The sequence below is a fragment of the Lachnoanaerobaculum gingivalis genome (assembly GCF_003862475.1).
Classification (GTDB): Bacteria; Bacillota; Clostridia; order Lachnospirales; family Lachnospiraceae; genus Lachnoanaerobaculum; species Lachnoanaerobaculum gingivalis.
The window spans coordinates 291,162-309,445 of record NZ_RRCO01000002.1; the positions used below are offsets into that span (position 1 = coordinate 291,162).

Annotated in this window: 14 protein-coding genes; 2 read left to right on the plus strand and 12 right to left on the minus strand. The window is 35.7% G+C overall.

Annotation, left to right across the window (positions count from 1 at the left end):
* Positions 1-196 precede the first annotated feature (196 nt).
* Positions 197-2,125, plus strand: a complete 1,929-nt coding sequence (abc-f, locus tag EHV10_RS05555; RefSeq protein WP_128673805.1) for a ribosomal protection-like ABC-F family protein — start codon at positions 197-199, stop codon at positions 2,123-2,125.
* Between the two features lies 1 nt (position 2,126).
* Complete coding sequence (locus EHV10_RS05560; protein ID WP_207667128.1) at positions 2,127-2,339, plus strand: cell division protein DIVIC; 213 nt, start codon at positions 2,127-2,129, stop codon at positions 2,337-2,339.
* 51 nt (positions 2,340-2,390) lie between these two features.
* Here the strand turns inward: EHV10_RS05560 and topA are convergent, their stop codons facing one another.
* The 12 genes from topA to EHV10_RS05620 all read right to left on the minus strand — a co-directional run bounded on the left by topA (position 2,391) and on the right by EHV10_RS05620 (position 18,276).
* Positions 2,391-4,472, minus strand: coding sequence for a type I DNA topoisomerase (gene topA / locus EHV10_RS05565; protein WP_128673806.1), 2,082 nt, complete (start codon positions 4,470-4,472; stop codon positions 2,391-2,393).
* Positions 4,473-4,484: 12 nt separating this feature from the next.
* A complete protein-coding gene (dprA, locus tag EHV10_RS05570; protein ID WP_128673807.1) occupies positions 4,485-5,600 on the minus strand; it encodes a DNA-processing protein DprA in 1,116 nt (371 codons plus the stop codon).
* 9 nt (positions 5,601-5,609) lie between these two features.
* Positions 5,610-7,124, minus strand: coding sequence for a YifB family Mg chelatase-like AAA ATPase (locus EHV10_RS05575; protein WP_128673808.1), 1,515 nt, complete (start codon positions 7,122-7,124; stop codon positions 5,610-5,612).
* A 52-nt stretch (positions 7,125-7,176) separates the two neighbouring features.
* A complete protein-coding gene (gene galE / locus EHV10_RS05580; protein ID WP_128673809.1) occupies positions 7,177-8,244 on the minus strand; it encodes a UDP-glucose 4-epimerase GalE in 1,068 nt (355 codons plus the stop codon).
* Positions 8,245-8,354: 110 nt separating this feature from the next.
* Positions 8,355-9,533: a phosphoribosylaminoimidazolecarboxamide formyltransferase gene (locus EHV10_RS05585; RefSeq protein ID WP_128673810.1), complete on the minus strand. Its 1,179-nt coding sequence runs from the start codon at positions 9,531-9,533 to the stop codon at positions 8,355-8,357.
* Positions 9,533-10,234: an IMP cyclohydrolase gene (locus EHV10_RS05590; RefSeq protein ID WP_128673811.1), complete on the minus strand. Its 702-nt coding sequence runs from the start codon at positions 10,232-10,234 to the stop codon at positions 9,533-9,535. The genes EHV10_RS05585 and EHV10_RS05590 overlap by 1 nt, the downstream gene beginning before the upstream one ends.
* An 8-nt stretch (positions 10,235-10,242) precedes the next feature.
* Positions 10,243-11,604: an ABC transporter permease gene (locus EHV10_RS05595; protein ID WP_128673812.1), complete on the minus strand. Its 1,362-nt coding sequence runs from the start codon at positions 11,602-11,604 to the stop codon at positions 10,243-10,245.
* Positions 11,605-13,347, minus strand: a complete 1,743-nt coding sequence (locus EHV10_RS05600) for a COG1361 S-layer family protein (RefSeq protein WP_128673813.1) — start codon at positions 13,345-13,347, stop codon at positions 11,605-11,607.
* A gap of 5 nt (positions 13,348-13,352) precedes the next feature.
* Positions 13,353-14,027, minus strand: a complete 675-nt coding sequence (locus EHV10_RS05605) for an ABC transporter ATP-binding protein (protein WP_207667129.1) — start codon at positions 14,025-14,027, stop codon at positions 13,353-13,355.
* A gap of 156 nt (positions 14,028-14,183) precedes the next feature.
* On the minus strand, positions 14,184-16,673 hold the full coding sequence (locus EHV10_RS05610; RefSeq protein ID WP_128673815.1) for an ATP-dependent Clp protease ATP-binding subunit: 2,490 nt from the start codon (positions 16,671-16,673) through the stop codon (positions 14,184-14,186).
* 12 nt (positions 16,674-16,685) lie between these two features.
* Positions 16,686-17,717, minus strand: coding sequence for an ATP--guanido phosphotransferase (locus tag EHV10_RS05615; protein ID WP_128674008.1), 1,032 nt, complete (start codon positions 17,715-17,717; stop codon positions 16,686-16,688).
* Positions 17,707-18,276: a UvrB/UvrC motif-containing protein gene (locus EHV10_RS05620; RefSeq protein ID WP_128673816.1), complete on the minus strand. Its 570-nt coding sequence runs from the start codon at positions 18,274-18,276 to the stop codon at positions 17,707-17,709. The genes EHV10_RS05615 and EHV10_RS05620 overlap by 11 nt, the downstream gene beginning before the upstream one ends.
* Between the last annotated feature and the right edge of the window lie 8 nt (positions 18,277-18,284).

An 18,284-nucleotide genomic window follows, 5' to 3' on the forward strand; every position in this document is an offset into this window, starting at 1 on the left:
ATTCTCTTTGTTAAGAATTCTACAATTAGTATATTATCTATTAATATAAATGTCAATACAGATATATATGGTGAATTTTATATATTCTATTAAGTTTTTGAGTATATAAAGGCTTCATTTGTATCATGAATTGTCTTGCATTTGAGCATGTATTTAAGCTATACTTATGTGGATTATATGACTAAGGAGGCAAATTTTGATTTTAAATGCTACAAATATCTCAAAGTCTTTCGGAAGCAATGAGATAATAAAAGATGCAAATTTTTTAGTCAATGAACATGAAAAAGTTGCCATTGTAGGTGTAAACGGTGCCGGAAAAACCACACTGCTAAAAATACTTACAGGTGAGGAACATGCCGACAGCGGTAATGTTATACTTGCAAAGGATGCAAAACTCGGATATCTAAGACAGATAAATAATGTTGATTCTACTCTAAGTATTATAGATGAATTATATACAGTTATAGAACATATCCTTAACATGGAAAAAAGAATGTTGGAGATGCAGGAACAGATGCAACACCTCTCAGGCGAGGCGCTTGAAGCATTATATTCTTCATATACAGCACTGACACATAGCTATGAGCTGATGGACGGGTATGCTGCAAAAAGTAAAGTCATCGGTATTTTAAAAGGACTTGGATTTGATGAAAATGACTTTGAAAGAAAGATAAATACATTGTCAGGAGGTCAAAAAACAAGAGTTTTCCTTGCGAAGTTACTTTTAGAGGAACCGGATATTATATTACTTGATGAGCCTACAAACCATTTGGATCTTCACAGTATAGAATGGCTTGAATCATATCTCTTAAACTATAAGGGTGCTGTTATTATAGTTTCACATGACAGATATTTTCTTGATAAGATAGTAAGTAAGGTTATAGATATAGAAAACTCCGAAGTTCAGATGTATTCCGGAAATTATTCAGACTTCTCGGCAAAAAAGAAGATGCTTTTAGATGCCAAAGTGAAGGAATATTTGAATCAGCAACAGGAAATAAAACATCAGGAAGCAGTTATTACAAAGCTTAAGCAATTCAACAGAGAAAAGTCGATAAAAAGAGCCGAGAGCCGTCAAAAACAACTTGAAAAGATAGATAGAGTTGAAGCTCCGGTGACCCATATAGAAAATATGAAACTCTCATTGGATATTTCAAAAGAAAGCGGTAAGGATGTACTTACAGTGCATGATCTGGCAAAGAGCTTTGATGAAAAGCATCTGTTTTCAGATATAAACTTTGAAATCAAAAGAGGAGAAAGAGTTGCTATTATAGGTGATAACGGTACCGGAAAGACTACTCTACTAAAAATTATAAACGGACTTTTATCTCCGGATGCAGGTGAAGTAATCTACGGGTCAAATGTTTTCATTGCATACTATGATCAGGAACATCAGGTACTTCATATGGATAAGACTTTGTTTGATGAAATATCAGATACTTACCCTGATATGAGCAATACTCAAATAAGAAATATACTTGCGGCATTTCTTTTTACAGGTGAGGATGTATTTAAAAAAATCGGTGATTTATCCGGTGGAGAAAGAGGTAGAGTGTCTTTGGTAAAGCTAATGTTATCAAAAGCAAATTTCCTTCTTTTGGATGAGCCTACAAACCATTTGGATATTCTCAGTAAGGATGTCCTTGAAAGTGCCTTAAACAGTTTCCCCGGTACTATTTGCTATGTATCACATGACAGATACTTTATCAACAAAACCGCAACAAGAATTCTTGACCTTACCGGCAACAGATTGCTTAACTATATAGGAAATTATGATTATTATATTGAAAAAAGAGAGGCTGTAGAAGGTGCCGCCAATCTTTCAAATAATAATATAGAAGAAAAACCTGCAGAAATTTCTGATTCCAAGCAGGAGTGGATTGAAAATAAGACTGCACAGGCTCAAAAGAAAAAAATCTCAAATGCATTGAACAAATGTGAAAAAGAAATAGAAAAGATTGAAGAAAAACTTTCGCTTATTGATGAAGAATTTGCCAATCCTGAGATTTCCTCAAATGTAGGCAAGCTTATGGAATTACAAAAAGAAAAAACAGCTTTGGAAGAAAAACTTGAAAAGCTTATGAATGAGTGGGAAGAACTGACTTTAAGTTTGGAGGAAAATTAATATGAAAATGAAAAAGTTTTTTGCGATAATAATCTTACTTTTACTTATATTCAGTTTAATCTCAACTGTTTTTGTTGCAATATTCTCAGATAATATCAGATTACTTTTTGTGTTCTTATTTATAGATATTGTAATGCCGGTAATAATATATGCATATCTGGTAATAATAAAACAAATACGAAATCTTGATAAAAAAGAGGATGATAAGGAATAACAAAAAATCCTGTGAAAGTACACGCTTCGCAGGATTTTTTATTTATTCTTTTTATTCTTCTTTGGGTTTATTCTCAGAATATCCGCATTCTTCATTCATACAAAGAAGCTTATTTCCTTTTTCAACCATATATGAACCGCATTTTGGACAGGCGATTGAAGAAGGCTTATTCCATGACATAAAATCACATTCAGGTGCGTTGCTGCAGCCATAGTATATTCTGCCCTTCTTAGTCTTCCTTATTACCACTTCACCATCACATTTAGGACATTTAACTCCTATCTTTTCAAGATACGGCTTTGTATTCTTACATTCAGGGAATCCCGGACATGCTAAAAACTTTCCGTGTGGACCGTATTTTATAACCATATTTCTTCCACAGTTTTCACATATCACATCTGTAACTTCATCGGCAATCTTTACATTTTCAAGTTCTTTTGAAGCCTGCTCAACCGCTGACTCCAAATCCGGATAAAAGTTTGATACTACAGTCTTCCAGTTTACACTTCCGTCACCTACAGAATCCAGTAGTTGCTCAAGATTTGCTGTAAACTCCTTATCCACTATACTTCCGAAATAGTTAACCATCATAGAATTTACAATCTGTCCAAGCTCGGTAACATAGAGATTTTTCTGTTCTTTTACAATATAGTGTCTTGCAAGAATTGTAGTGATAGTAGGTGCATATGTTGACGGACGCCCTATTCCCTGCTCTTCCAACGCCTTTACAAGACTTGCTTCCGTAAAATGTGCAGGTGGTTGTGTAAAATGCTGTACATCCAAAAGTTTTTCAAGTTTGAGCTCATCTCCTACCTTAAGCTTTCCTATAATAGCATCCGGACTAACCTTTTCTTCATCATCGTCATCAGTATACACACTCATAAATCCGTCAAAAACTATTTTTGAGCCTGACATTGTAAAGATGTAATCCCCTGCATTAAGTTTCACTGAAGTAGTCTTATACTTTGCATTTTCCATTCTGCTGGCAACAAATCTCTTCCATATCAGCTGATACAATCTGAAAAGCTCTCTTGGCAAAGATTCTTTAACCATTGCCGGAGTAAGATTAACATCTGTAGGTCTAATCGCCTCGTGTGCATCCTGAACATTATTATTATTTGTCTTTGTAACAACATTTTTTGAAACATATTCAGATCCGTAGCTTTTATCTACAAACTCTCTTGCTGCCGCATCGGCCTCGGCAGCTATTCTGGTTGAATCTGTACGCAAATATGTAATAAGAGCAATTGTTCCCTTACCTTTTACTTCCACACCTTCATATAATTGCTGCGCAAGCCTCATTGTTTTTTGTGTTGAATAATTCAGCTTTTTACTGGCTTCCTGTTGCAATGTGGATGTAGTAAACGGAATAGGAGCTTTCTTTACTCTTTCGCCCTCATTTATCTCCGAAACTATATACGAAGCACCTTTTAATGCCTTTAATATTTTATCCATCTCTGCTTTATTGTTTATGGCAAGCTTACTCTTTTTACCATAGAATTTAGCATTTACAGTCTTTTTTGAGTGTTCGGTCAAAAGCTCGGCTTCAAGAGTCCAATACTCTTCCGGAATAAACTCATCTATCTGTGCTTCTCTGTCACATATCATTCGAAGAGCTACAGACTGCACTCTACCTGCAGACAATCCTCTTTTTACCTTTGCCCAGAGCAATGGACTGATAGAATAACCCACTATTCTATCCAATACTCTTCTTGCCTGTTGCGCATCCACAAGATTCATATCCAGATTTCTCGGATGCTTGATAGCCTCTTTTATAGCATTTTTTGTAATCTCATTAAAACTGATACGATACACCTTCTTTTCACTGTCTTCAAGCTTTAAAGCCTTTGACAGATGCCAACTGATTGCCTCACCTTCACGGTCAGGGTCAGTTGCAAGATATATTTTATCAGCTTTTTTAACGTCTTTTTTCAGTTTAGCAAGTAACTCGCCCTTGCCTCTTATGGTAATATATTTCGGTTCAAAGTCATTTTCAACATCAATACCCATTGTGGATTTCGGCAAATCTCGCACATGCCCGTTTGAAGCCGTAACTTCATACCCCGAACCCAAATATTTTTTAATAGTCTTTACCTTTGCAGGCGACTCCACTATCACTAAACTTCCAGCCATTTTAACCCCTTACTAACTTAATCTCTTACAATAATAATTTGATGATACTTGTACGATAAAACCTTCCAATTCAAGTAATAAAAGTGAGCTAAGCACTTGAGAGATATCTAAAGCGCTTTCTTTGATTATGTCATCTATATATTTCGGTTTTAAATCAAGGCAACTATAAACCTTTTTATCATTCTTTGCAAGTATATTAGCGTTTTTTTCATTATATACTTGAATTTTTTTATCAACATTAAGATCAAGTGCTTCCAAAATATCCGTAGGTGAGGTTATAATACCGGCACCGTCAGAGATTAATTTATTACATCCAAGACTCATACAATCCGTTATTCTGCCGGGAAGTGCAAATACTTCTCTGCCCTGTTCTATGGCATGTGTGGCTGTAATAAGCGAACCTGACTTCAATCTCGCTTCAATTACTACAGTAATATCCGCCAATCCTGAAATAATACGATTTCTAATAGGAAAATTAAACTTTAAGGGATTTGTCCCCAAAGGAAATTCAGATATAACACCTCCAAAGCCTTCAACACATAACTTATTGTATAGAGTAAAATTGCTGTCAGGATAACATACATTTACTCCTGTGCCAAGTACTGCATAGGTTTTTCCTTTAGAAATAACAGCACCTTCATGTGCCATGCTGTCAACTCCAAGTGCCATACCGCTTATTATATCCACATCATTTGCCGCCAATTCCTGTGCGATGAACTTTGCCATTCCAAGTCCATATTCACTTGCACCTCTACTGCCCACTATTGCCACACTCTTTTTCTGCCTTGGAATATCACCTTTTACAAATATGCCGAAAGGATAATCTCTCAAGTCCAAAAGCTTTTTTGGATAGTCATCTTCAAAAGGAAGTATAAATTTAATTTTTCTTTCATCCAAAGACAGATATTTTTCATGTAGTTCATTTAGTTTATTTTTTAATCCTAAAACAGCCTTAATTTGCTTTTCACTTAGTTTTACTTTCATTTTTAAATTTTCAAAGTTCATTTCAAAAATACTGTACAAAGGCTTTATATTCTCATATACAGCACGCTTTGAAGCATAGCCCAGTTCAGGTAAACTTGAAAGAAAAAACATTGCTTCTCTGTCCGAAATATTATTTATCTGCATATTTCCTCCTTACCAATATTTATCTTCTAAAGAGCGATATGATATTGCCTCGCATATATCATCATGCTCAATTTCTTTATGCTCATTAAAATCTGCAACTGTTCTTGCAACTTTTAATATTTTATGAAGTCCCCTTACACTCATCTTTTTCATCTCATATAAATCAGAAAGGAAAATATCATCACTCTTTTTTAAATTACAAAATTTATTTATAAGACCTGCCGGAATTTCAGAATTATAAGAAAATCCATAATCTTTATATCTGTTTAACTGTATCTGCCTTACTTTTTCAATATAATTTTTTATTTCCTCACTGCTGATATTTTTAAAATCACCCTTAAGTTCCTCATACCTTATCAAAGAAGTTTCAACTGTAATATCTATCCTGTCAAGTAAAGGTTTTGATATTCTTGACAGATATTTTCTTACTTGCGCCTCATTACAACTGCATTTACTTCTGTCAGGATAGTATCCGCATTTACAGGGATTTGTAGCGGCCACCAGCATAAAATCGGCAGGGTATTCAATACTTGCATTTACTCTTGCAATTCTAACTGTTTTATTTTCCATAGGCTGCCTGAGCACCTCTATAGTATTTGTCTTAAACTCAGCCAGCTCATCTAAAAATAACACTCCCTTATGTGCCAAGGAAATTTCACCTGGCTTAGGTATCCTGCCGCCTCCTGAGAGTGCCTGTGGAGAAACACTGTGATGAGGATCCCTGTAAGGTCTTATCTTTAATACGGGCTCGTTTGAGTTAAGAAGTCCGCATACGCTGTATATCTTTGAAACTTCCAAAGCCTCTTCATCACTCATATTAGGCATTATTCCCGGTATTCTTTTTGCAATCATACTTTTTCCTGTACCTGCAGGTCCTATAAACAATATGTTATGCCTTCCTGCAACAGCAATCTGTACGGCTCTTTTTAATAATATCTGTCCGTTTACATCTGAAAAATCACTGTATTCTTTTGTCTCCGGGATTTGTATTTGAATATTTTCCGAATAGGTTTTTTCACCGTTTAGAATTTCAATAAGATCTTTTAAATTTTTTATTCCGAAATTTTTAATGCCTGTAACTATATTTGCCTCCGCCAGATTATCATATGGAAGGAATACATTTTCAAAGCCGTTTTCTTTTGCAAACATAACAATCGGAAGTATGCCTCTTATAGGAAGTAATTCACCGCTGAGTGAAAGCTCACCTACAAAGAGAGATTTGTTTAATATATTTGATTTTACAGTTCCAAGTGCCTCAAGTATTGATATGGCAATAGGTAAATCATAGCCACAACCTTCTTTTTTAATTTCTGCGGGGGAAAGATTTATAACGATTTTTCTGGGATAGAAAGAATATTTAGAATTTTTTATTGCGGTCTTTACTCTGTCTGCAGCCTCTTTGACTTCACCGGATAGAGAACCTATTAGAATAATTCCCGGTAGACCGTCACCAATATCGGTTTCGCAGCAGACATGAAATGCATTAATACCTAAAAGACCTGCTGTATGTATTTTACTAAGCATAATCTCCTTTATAAACCGCCTTACGGAAAACTCCGTAAGGCAGATAAAATATTTATTTTTTAATAACTGAACCGTCTTTTCTGACTACTATATCAGAGTTCTCCTCTTCAAATCCGTTCGGATTTGCTTTTTGCCATCTGAAAGAGTCTCTGCACATATCTTCAATATTTTTCTCAGCCTTCCAGCCAAGCTCTTTAAGTGCAAGTGAAGGATCTGCATAACATGCAGGTACATCTCCGGCTCTTCTGTCTTTGAATACATAATTGATCTTTAAATCATTTACTTTCTCAAATGCATTTATTACATCAAGTACACTGTATCCGATACCTGTTCCAAGATTGTAGATATCCACCTTTCCCGGATCTCTCATCATCTTTTCAAGAGCCTTAACATGTCCCTTTGCAAGATCGACAACATGGATGTAGTCTCTTACACAAGTACCGTCCTTAGTATCGTAGTCATTTCCGAATACTCCAAGGCATACAAGTTTGCCTACAGCAACCTGTGTAATATAAGGTAAGAGATTGTTTGGAATACCCTTCGGATTTTCACCGATTCTACCTGACTCATGTGCTCCTATCGGATTGAAATATCTTAAAAGCATTACTGAGAACTTTTCATTTGCAGTATGTAAATCTGTAAGGATTTGTTCAAGCATTCCCTTTGTTCTTCCATATGGATTTGTTATAACACCAAGAGGTGCATCCTCTGTAATAGGAACTACTTTCGGATCTCCGTATACTGTGGCACTGGATGAAAATACTATCTTTTCCACTCCGAACTCTCTCATTACTTCACATAAAATAAGAGTTCCCGTAATATTATTGTGATAATACTCAAGCGGCTTATATACAGACTCTCCAACCGCCTTTAATCCTGCAAAATGTATAACTGCATCTATATTATTTTCTTTAAATACATTTGTAAGAGTCTTTCGGTTCAACAAATCAACCTCATAGAAACGTAAAGACTTTCCGGTAATCTCTTCAACTCTCTTAAGTGATTCCTTTGAAGAATTTACCAAATTGTCTACTACAACCACTTCATAACCTGCATTCAACAATTCAACACAGGTATGACTTCCGATATAACCGGCACCACCGGTAACTAATATTGCCATAACCCCTCCATAATATCAGGAATATCAATAAAAACTGTTATAAACCTATTGATTATTTAAATTTTATAATAAAATATATATTAAATCAACAAATTTTTTCAATAATATGCTTAATGATGGAAAAGCCTAATACCTGTGAATGCCATGGTGATTTTGTATTTATTACAACATTCTATAACCGCATCATCTCTTAAAGAACCACCGGGTTGGGCTATAAATTCCACACCGCTTCTTTTGGCCCTTTCAATATTATCACTGAATGGGAAGAATGCATCCGAACCAAGGCTTACACCCTTTAGATTCTTTAACCAATCTTTTTTTTCTTCTCTTGTAAATTCACCTGGTTTTTGTGTAAAGATGTGCTCCCACATTCCGTAGGTTAAAAGTTCCTCTACACTGTTATCTCCTATATAAACATCAATAGCATTATCTCTGTCCGCTCTTTTTATTCCTTCTTTAAAAGGAAGATTAAGCACACATTCAGCCTGCCTTAAAAACCAGTTGTCCGCCTTATTTCCGGCAAGTCTTGTACAATGTATTCTTGACTGCTGTCCGGCTCCTATACCTATCGCCTGTCCGTCTTTTACATAGCAAACGGAATTTGACTGAGTATACTTTAAAATTATTAAAGATATAAGCAGATCAAGTTTTGCACTCTCAGGCAAATCTTTGTTTTCAGTCACAATATTTTCAAGCAGACTCATGTTTATATCCAAATCATTATGTCCCTGTTCAAATGTAATGCCGAAGACCTGCTTCTTTTCCGATTTCTCAGGAATATAGTTTTCATCTATTTGAATAACATTATATTTTCCGTTTTTCTTTGACTGAAGTATTTCAAGTGCTTCATCACTGTATCCCGGTGCTATAACGCCGTCAGATACTTCTCTCTTTATAAGTAAAGCGGTTTCTTTATCACAAATATCACTGAGGGCTATAAAATCACCGAATGATGACATTCTGTCCGCTCCTCTGGCTCTTGCATATGCACAGGCGAGAGGTGAAAGTTTTTCATCCTCCACCCAATATATTTTCTTTAAAACATCATCAAGCGGAAGTCCTATTGCCGCACCTGCAGGTGATACATGTTTAAAACTTGTTGCACAAGGTAAAGAGCTTACTCTTTTCAGTTCTGAAACCAGTTGCCACCCGTTTAAGGCATCCAATAAATTTATATAACCCGGATTTCCGCTAAGTACTTTTATTGGAAGTTCCTCACCGTTTTTCATAAAAATTTTTGCCGGTTTTTGATTAGGGTTACAGCCATACTTTAAAATCAACTCTTTCATTACATACCCTCCAACTTATTTTTTATAACCTGTACATATTCAGCGGTTTTCAAATTTATATACCTGACTGCCAAAGATATTTTATTTTCTGAATCAAGAGAGTACCAAAGTTTGTCACTGAATTCATCTATATCTCCGGTTATCTGTATCTTTTTCGGTTCACCTTCAAAACTTTTTAGAGGATCCGTATTTTCTTTATAGGTGTGGATTAAAAATCCCTCGCCTGCTTTTACATTGTCATAATCATAGAAAAATCTTAAAGTCTGATTTTCATCACCTTCATCACTTTTTAATATAGAAAGTTTAAGTTTAAGTCTGTCTTTGAGTTCAATAAGTCCTGATATTCTCGGTGTAAAATTCGGTGCATCAGGTTCAAAAGTTCTTGTATACAGTGCATCTTCAAAGCTTTTACCGGACTTTAAATATTCATAAACCGTATCCGTTTGATCACCGTTTGTTACTATTACATTATCTCCGAATACTCTTACAGGAGAATAGATAATTAAAGACGGATCACTGAGCCGGCTTTCATCAAAAGCCTTTGTCCTTATATCATCACCATGCACATCAAATATTCTGTTTCTTGAATTTACACTTCTCCCCATGATAAAGTAGGCGAAAACGGCATTCTTATCGTCGTCAGACTTTCCAAGTATAATTCCTCTACCAGGGTACTCTAATTTTGACAGATACTCAAACATAAAACCTCCTAATCGTTTCTAAGTGCAGTTAGCGGACTTAACTTCATTGCTCTTAAAGAGGGGAAAAAGCCTGCCAGCATACCTATAATAACTGCAAAAATAATTGCGGATATTACAAGCCATGGCGGTATTCTTGATATATTTCCGTCTACTCCGGAAACAGCCACCGCTACTCCAAGAGCATTGATTACAATTGAAATAATAAAACTAAAAATAACTCCGGTCAAGCCTCCGATAAGTCCGATAGCACCTGATTCTATAAGGAACATATCTCTTATTCGATTCATATCACAGCCTAAAACCTTCATAATTCCGATTTCTTTGGTTCTTTCATATATACTCATCATCATAGTATTTGCAATACCTATAGAGGCAACAAACAATGAAACTGCACCTATACCTCCAAGTACCATCTGAATCATATTTGTAGAGGCTTTACTTTGTTCAATCCACTCCATCTGTGACTCGGCTTGAAAACCCATATCTGTGATTTGCTTCTGAACTGTCAAAACATTTTTCATATCATCCACATATATCTTTGCAGAATCATATACCATATACTTTAAAGGCTTGCCTTTTTTTGTTGTAGGTTGACCCGGAATGGGTTTGTTTTTATAGACTTTCTTAAGCATGACTTTAAGAGCGTCTATATTACAATATATTCCGAAGCTGAAATTATTGTAACTGTCATAATCATCCATTAAAGCGCCTCCCTTTACCACACCTGCAGTATCTATGATATACTTCTTTGGCGGCTTCGGTGCATTCTCTCCTCCGGCATTTGCCTTCTCATAGCTTTCAGTGTCAAAGATAACAAACATGGGCTTGTTGTAGTCCACATTCGGAAGCTTATTTGTCTCGTAAAATGATTCATTCGGCTTTTTAGGATTCTGAAAATCTTTAATAACAAAATTTCCATATACAAATTCAAGATTTTTCTTATCTGTAGGAATATGACCGCTCTCAAGTTTTATTTCAGCCATATATTCTTCATTTACTCCGTTTATTTGAGTGTTTTGTATATATGGCCCCTGCATTATAATTACATAAGTTGACAGTACCGGAGATACTCCCTCAACATGCTCTATTTTTGAAAATGTTTCAATAGTATCATCCTTTATACGCAAAGGTTCCGTCTTTTTATTTGATGAATCATCTTGTCTGTTGTACGGAACAGTAACATCTATAGCTTTTAGTGATCCCGACTGCGCTATGCTCTCTTTATTTAATTCATCAAGTCCGATACCAAGCGAGAGCATAGTTACAACGGAAGCCGTACCTATAAGTACCCCCAGTACGGTAAGTACAGTTCTAAGCTTTCTTCTTTTCAGATTTGAAATACTTAATTTAAGTAAATCAAGCAGTTTCATTTACATCTGCTCCTTTTTTGCTTTTCTTTTCTTCAATATAACAGCACTTGCTATAATAACAGACGATAAACCTCCTCCGATAATAACAAGTAGAGGATTAAATCCCTTGTTTTCTTCTTCAGGCATCGGCTGATCTGTTATATCAATATCAGTTTCCGCCTCTTCATTTACATTCAGGATAAAATCTCTTGTCTCCTCTGTAATATTTCCGTTTTCATCTTCATAGCTTATAGTAAGGTTTATCTTACCGTCATCTGCAGTTACGGCTTTACCTGTCAAATTTACATCCACATTTCCGCTCTCACCGGGCTTTACATTTCCTATATAGGCTTCATTTTCCTTTATTGAATCCGCGTTAAACTTTGCCATAAGATTATAAAGAACTACCTTTCCGGTATTATTTATCTGAAATGTAATATTCGCATCATCACCGACGCTTATACTGTCAGGGTTGATTTCAAAGCTTCCGATATTCATCCTTGCTACCTGTCTTACAGGTATATCTACACTGACCTTATCTGTTGCATTTTTATACTCAGGTGAATCATACTGCTCATTTATTGTAATGGAATATGACCTTTGATCCACACCAGCCCTTGCACTCATCTTAAGTCTGAGCTCCGTAGTTTGATTTGCAGGTAGAGAATTCACTGCATGAGAGCTTGATCCCTCCTCCATACTGAATACCGCGCTGTCATTTGCCTTCTCCGATTCCAAAGTGAATAAAATATTGCTGGCGGCTACACTTGCAGAAGCATTCTTCATTACAATAATCAAATCAAAAGTTTCTCCGGCATATACATCCTTCGGCTCTGTTCTGTAACTGTCAACTACTATTCTTGCCTTTGTTCTGTCATTCGGATTAAATTCTCCCGGAGAAGTAGTAGTTTCATCCTTATCTTTATTTTGTATATGTACAAAGAATTGCTCTTCAGTCTTTTTTATTTCACCTTCGGTAGAGTCACGATATGTAATTTCAAGTTTTATCGGATAATAACCTGTATAAGTATTTTTTTGTATTGCAAAACTGTAATCGAGGCTTGTAACTCCTCCGCTCTCAATCTTATCAAAATGTCTGTCATAGTTGGCATCATTTATTTCAAACGGAAAAACCGTACTGTCCTTATCCATTACCATATGAGCCGTAACATCAAAGGCTGTAAGCTTACCCGTATTTGCAAGATTGAGACCGAAGTTTAACACATCAGGATACTTGCCCCTAGGTGTAGACTGTCCTTCACCCAAAGTAAACTCCACATCCTTTACAGCTTCAGATTCACTGCTGTCGGTTGTGGCTGATTTTTGAATATAAACATTTATATATTCCTGTATTCCTCTTCCACCTTCTTTGTCATCTGCCAGATAAACCGGAATACCGTAGTAACCTTCCGGAATATCTCTTCTTACTCTTGCTGAAATAGTGATACTTTTTTTCTTACCCTTACTTATTTTTCCTACATGCTTTCTGTCTGTAGTTTCGGATGTAAGTTCAAAAGGAAATTCGATGTTTTCATCTTCTTCATCATCATAGGCTATACCCGCCCACGCATCGGCATAGTCTGAACCCGTCTCAACATAAAATGTCACACTCATCATTTTACCTGTTTTTCCGACAGGTATCTTATCCTGATGAAATACATTATTGCTTTCTATATTTCTTAACTTTGCAAATGATTCCATCTGTGGGAAAATGACCATTAAAAGAATCATAAAAATTCCCAAAACTTTCTTTACGCCATTCATCTTAACTATACCGCCTTTCCATCTACAATTCTGATTTGTCTGTCAGCAACCTTAGCTATATCATTATCATGTGTTACCATAATAAGAGTCTGATTCTCCTCTTTTACAATCTGCTTCATCAGTTCAAGTACTTCTGCCGTAGTCTTTGTATCCAGGTTACCTGTAGGCTCATCTGCAAATATGATTTTCGGCTGCATGGCAAGTGCTCTTGCTATGCCGACTCTTTGTTGCTGACCTCCACTCATCGCATTTCCGTTTTGATATATCTGCTTTTGCAGTCCTACCAAAGTCAGATATTTCTTAGCCGTTTCAACCCTTTTCTTTACATCAACACCTCTGAATACCAGCGGTAAAGCCACATTATCAAGCGCATTCATAGTCGGTAACAGATTATATGATTGAAAAATAAAGCCTACATTGTTTCGCCTGAATGCCACCAGTTGATTTTCTTTAAGCTTTTCAAGGTGAGTTCCGGCGATTATTATTTCACCCTTAGTCGGTTTCTCCAGCCCTGCCAGCATATTAAGTAGTGTGGATTTTCCGGAACCGGACGGACCTACTATCGCCACGAACTCTCCTTTGTTTATAGTAAAGTCCAAACCGTCCAAAGCATGTACTATGTTTTCTCCTGCTTTATAGAACTTATAAAGCTCTTTTACCTCTATTATTTTCTCAGCCATCACACTCACCTTTAATAATACGATAATATTCTATGTATATTCTATCATAGCATATATTTTGTATATTTATCTTTTTATTTTTAAATTTTTTATATTTTTATTAAAAATAAAAAAGCCGACTGATAAATGTTATACAAATATCAGTCGGCTCTAAAATTATTGTGTTACAAGCTCTTTTACTTTGGTTTTTTTAACAATAGGTTTAAATATAAGTTCTCTGTCTTTGTCCTCACCCTTGCAATCCACCTTAAGAGAGTCTCCCTGCTTTACATTTCCAAGAAGTATCTGCTCAGCCATCTTATCCTCTATCTCGTTTTGCAAAGCTCTCTTTAACGGTCTTGCACCGTATTTTTTGTCATATCCCTTGTCAATCAGGAATTCCTTAGCCTTATCAGTAAGTTTCAGATTCATTTGCATCTGCTCAGAGAGTCTGTTATTGATCTCCTTAAGTAAAATATCTAAAATCTCCTTTAAGTTATCACGTGTAAGCTGATGGAATACAATTGTTTCATCAATTCTGTTTAAAAACTCAGGTTTAAACATTTGCTTTACTTCATCCATAACATTACTCTTCATTGCTGAATAGTCTTTTTCATCATCAGTACTTGAAGCAAAACCAAGATGTTTCGGCTCAACTATTCTCTGCGCACCGGCATTTGAAGTAAGAATAATAACCGTATTCTTAAAATCAACAATTCTTCCGCTTGAATCTGTAATATGTCCGTCATCAAGCACCTGTAAAAGTATATTGAATACATCCGGATGAGCCTTTTCAATCTCATCAAAGAGTATTACAGAATATGGATTTCTTCTCACCTTCTCGGAGAGCTGTCCTCCCTCATCATATCCTACATATCCCGGAGGTGATCCTACCATCTTTGAAACCGAATGCTTTTCCATGTACTCACTCATATCTACACGAATAAGTGCACTTTCAGATCCGAACATGCTGTATGCAAGCGCTTTTGAAAGTTCAGTCTTACCGACACCTGTAGGTCCTAGAAATAAAAATGAACCTATAGGTCTTTTTGGATCTTTAAGACCTACTCTACCTCTTCTTATGGCTCTTGCTACCGCATTAACCGCTTCTTCCTGTCCGACAACCCTGTCATGTAAAACCTTCTCAAGATTATTAAGTCTTTGAGAATCATTTTCCGTAATTTTCTTTACAGGGATTTTTGTCCAGAGTGCTACTACATCCGCAATCTCATCCTCATCTACAACAAGCTTTTTATTTCTCTTGTCTTCAATCCATTTATCACGCAGTTTATTTTGCTTTTCTCTAAGTTTTTCCTGCTTTTCTTTTATCTCTCCGGCTCTCTCAAACTCTTCGGCACTTACGGCATCCTCTTTTTCTTTTTCCATCTTTTCAATTTCAGCCTTTATTTCTTTAATCTTTTCAGGCTCCATATAATTGCTGATTCTTGTCTTGGAAGCCGCCTCGTCTACAAGATCTATTGCCTTATCCGGCAAAAATCTGTCTGAGATATATCTCTTTGACAACTTTACGGCACTCTCTATTGCTTTGTCTGTAATAGATACCGCATGATGTTCTTCATACTTATGCTTAAGACCCAGTAGTATCTTGGTCGCATCTTCCAAAGAAGGCTCTTCAACTATTATAGGTTGGAATCTTCTCTCCAGTGCGGAGTCCTTTTCTATATGCTTTCTGTACTCATCTATTGTGGTTGCACCTATAAGCTGCAGCTCACCTCTGGCAAGTAAAGGCTTTAAAATATTTGAGGCATCCACCGCCCCTTCGGCACCTCCTGCACCGATAATAGTATGGAGCTCATCAAGGAAAAGTAATACATTTCCGGCACTTACAACTTCATTTATTACTTTCTTTATTCTTTCTTCAAATTCACCACGATATTTTGAACCTGCAATCATAGCAGGAAGATCAAGTGTCACAAGTCTTTTATCAAGCAATGTATCAGGCACTTCCTTTGATATGATACGTGATGCCAGTCCTTCAACTACTGCAGTCTTACCGACTCCCGGCTCACCTATAAGCACAGGATTGTTCTTGGTTCTTCTTGATAAAATCTGCATAACCCTATTTGTCTCATTATCTCTTCCTATAACCGGATCAAGCTTTCCTATTCTTGCAAATTCCGTAAGATCTCTGGAATATTTATCAAGTGTAGGAGTTGCAAGTGAATTTGACTTATTGCTCGTCTTCTCATAGTTTTCTTTTCGCTCAGTCTCTTCACCCATTGCAGATAAAATCTCCATATATAGTTTTTGAATATTTATATTCATTGTCAAAAGGAGCTTATGAGCGATACATGCACTGTCCTTTATTATTGCAATCAAAATATGTTCCGTACCTATAAGTGCGGATTTATATCTTGTGGCTTCTCTGTATGCATTTTGTAATACACCGATTGCAAGCGGTGAATAATTTTGTCTGCTTTCTATCGCCACATTATAATTTGAAACTATAAGTTGATCTATTAAATTTAATATTTTTTCTTCCGTTATTCCGTTTTTCTCAAGTATCTTAGCTGCAACACCGCTTCCTTCTTGTACCAGACCAAGAAGGAGATGTTCGGTGCCGACATAATTTTGCGATAATTCTTTAGCAGCCGTTTCGGCATACTTAATCGCCTCCTTTGCTTGAGATGTATATCTTTCAGCCATTTATTTCCCTTTCTATAGTAATTCTCCTATATTGTCCCTTATATATTTTGCTCTTATTTCATCTATTTCATCTTCACTTAAAGGTCTTCCTGCCATCTTCAAAAGATTTGATGACTGAGCACCTATCATCATTGAATATAACTTACTTGATGTAGTCAGCTCAATCAATCCGTCGGCACTGCCTGCCATAAGTGAACTTAAAAAGCTTAGTGAGTCCTTTAAAGAAAGCTTTCTTGCATATTTTAAAACACCAAATGATTTATATGCTTCATCCTGCTTCTCAAGCCTTTTTTCAATGATTAGTGATTCCCTGAGTTTCCTTTCATTTGCATTTAGTTGATTTGCCACCTTTATTACAGTGTCTAAGATTTCTCTTTCCGAAATCCCCAGAGTTTTAGGGTTACTTATTTCAAACAATGCACCATGATTTTCTCTGCCTTCACCATGTAAGCCCTTTATAGCCACTCCAAATCTTCCTACACTTGAAATCAGTTTTGAAAAGCCTTTACTCTGTGTGGATGCAGGCAAATGAAGTACTATTGCAGCACGCATCCCTGTACCGATATTTGTCGGATAAGTTGTCAAATACCCGTACTTTTCATTAAATGCATACTCAAAATGCTCATTTATATAATCATCGATTCTGTTTGCCTTTTCAAGTAGTTCGTATAAAGATATACCTACCGAAAGTGTTTGTAATCTTATATGATCATCACCGTTTATTACAATGCTTATATCTTCATTATCATTTAATATAATACCTGTAGGTGTCTTTTTCTTTGCCAATGTCAAATTCAAAACTTTTCTGTCATACATTGACATTCTTTCTATTTCTGAAATTCTGTCAAGTATATCGGCATTTGTATGTATCCCTAAGTCTGTAGATATATTTGACAATTCTCCTATGGTATTATCAATAAGTTTTTTTGCTTCTGTATCTGAGAGTTTACCCGGAAACAATGCATTGTCAAAGTTTCTTGCAAGTCTTATTCTACTACTTATATAATTATAATCTGTATTCAAAGATACATTATCATACCACATCTTCATTGTCCTCTTTGATAGTCTTTATTTTGTCTCTAAGTATAGCCGCCTGTGCAAAATCCTCTTTTTTAATCGCATCTTCAAGTTTATGTTTCAAGTTTTCAATTTTTTTGTCCTCATTATTGAAGATATTATCAATACTGTCTGTAACTATTGATTTTGGAAGTATCTTGTCGTTTTTATGATAGTTCTTAGGAATTTTACCTACATGAGTATCATTTCCATGAATTTGCTTTATATTGTCATTTATCAAAAGATTAAAAACTTCAAAGCAGTCTTTACATCCGAACATTGAGTTTTTAATAAAATCATCATAGCTCGTATTACATGTCGGACATACAATCTGTCTATATTCACTGTTCTCTTCCTTTGCAAATACATCACCCAGTATTCCTGAAAGCAGCTTTGAAAAACTGAAGTCTTTATCAAAAAGGCTTGAATATTGATCTATCTCTCCGGCACATTTAGAACATAAATGATGTTCATTTTTTTGATCTCCGTCTATTATTTCAGTGTAAAAGACATTTGCTTCTCTAATTTTACATTTTTCACATAACATCTTTGTTA

Excerpts from the sequence above, each read along its gene's own strand:
- EHV10_RS05560 (WP_207667128.1), top strand. The coding sequence starts at position 2,127 with ATGAAAATGAAAAAGTTTTTTGCGATAATAATCTTACTTTTACTTATA.
- topA (WP_128673806.1), bottom strand. The coding sequence starts at position 4,472 with ATGGCTGGAAGTTTAGTGATAGTGGAGTCGCCTGCAAAGGTAAAGACT.
- dprA (WP_128673807.1), bottom strand. The coding sequence starts at position 5,600 with ATGCAGATAAATAATATTTCGGACAGAGAAGCAATGTTTTTTCTTTCA.
- EHV10_RS05575 (WP_128673808.1), bottom strand. The coding sequence starts at position 7,124 with ATGCTTAGTAAAATACATACAGCAGGTCTTTTAGGTATTAATGCATTT.
- galE (WP_128673809.1), bottom strand. The coding sequence starts at position 8,244 with ATGGCAATATTAGTTACCGGTGGTGCCGGTTATATCGGAAGTCATACC.
- EHV10_RS05585 (WP_128673810.1), bottom strand. The coding sequence starts at position 9,533 with ATGAAAGAGTTGATTTTAAAGTATGGCTGTAACCCTAATCAAAAACCG.
- EHV10_RS05590 (WP_128673811.1), bottom strand. The coding sequence starts at position 10,234 with ATGTTTGAGTATCTGTCAAAATTAGAGTACCCTGGTAGAGGAATTATA.
- EHV10_RS05595 (WP_128673812.1), bottom strand. The coding sequence starts at position 11,604 with ATGAAACTGCTTGATTTACTTAAATTAAGTATTTCAAATCTGAAAAGA.
- EHV10_RS05600 (WP_128673813.1), bottom strand. The coding sequence starts at position 13,347 with ATGAATGGCGTAAAGAAAGTTTTGGGAATTTTTATGATTCTTTTAATG.
- EHV10_RS05605 (WP_207667129.1), bottom strand. The coding sequence starts at position 14,027 with ATGGCTGAGAAAATAATAGAGGTAAAAGAGCTTTATAAGTTCTATAAA.
- EHV10_RS05610 (WP_128673815.1), bottom strand. The coding sequence starts at position 16,673 with ATGGCTGAAAGATATACATCTCAAGCAAAGGAGGCGATTAAGTATGCC.
- EHV10_RS05615 (WP_128674008.1), bottom strand. The coding sequence starts at position 17,717 with ATGTGGTATGATAATGTATCTTTGAATACAGATTATAATTATATAAGT.
- EHV10_RS05620 (WP_128673816.1), bottom strand. The coding sequence starts at position 18,276 with ATGTTATGTGAAAAATGTAAAATTAGAGAAGCAAATGTCTTTTACACT.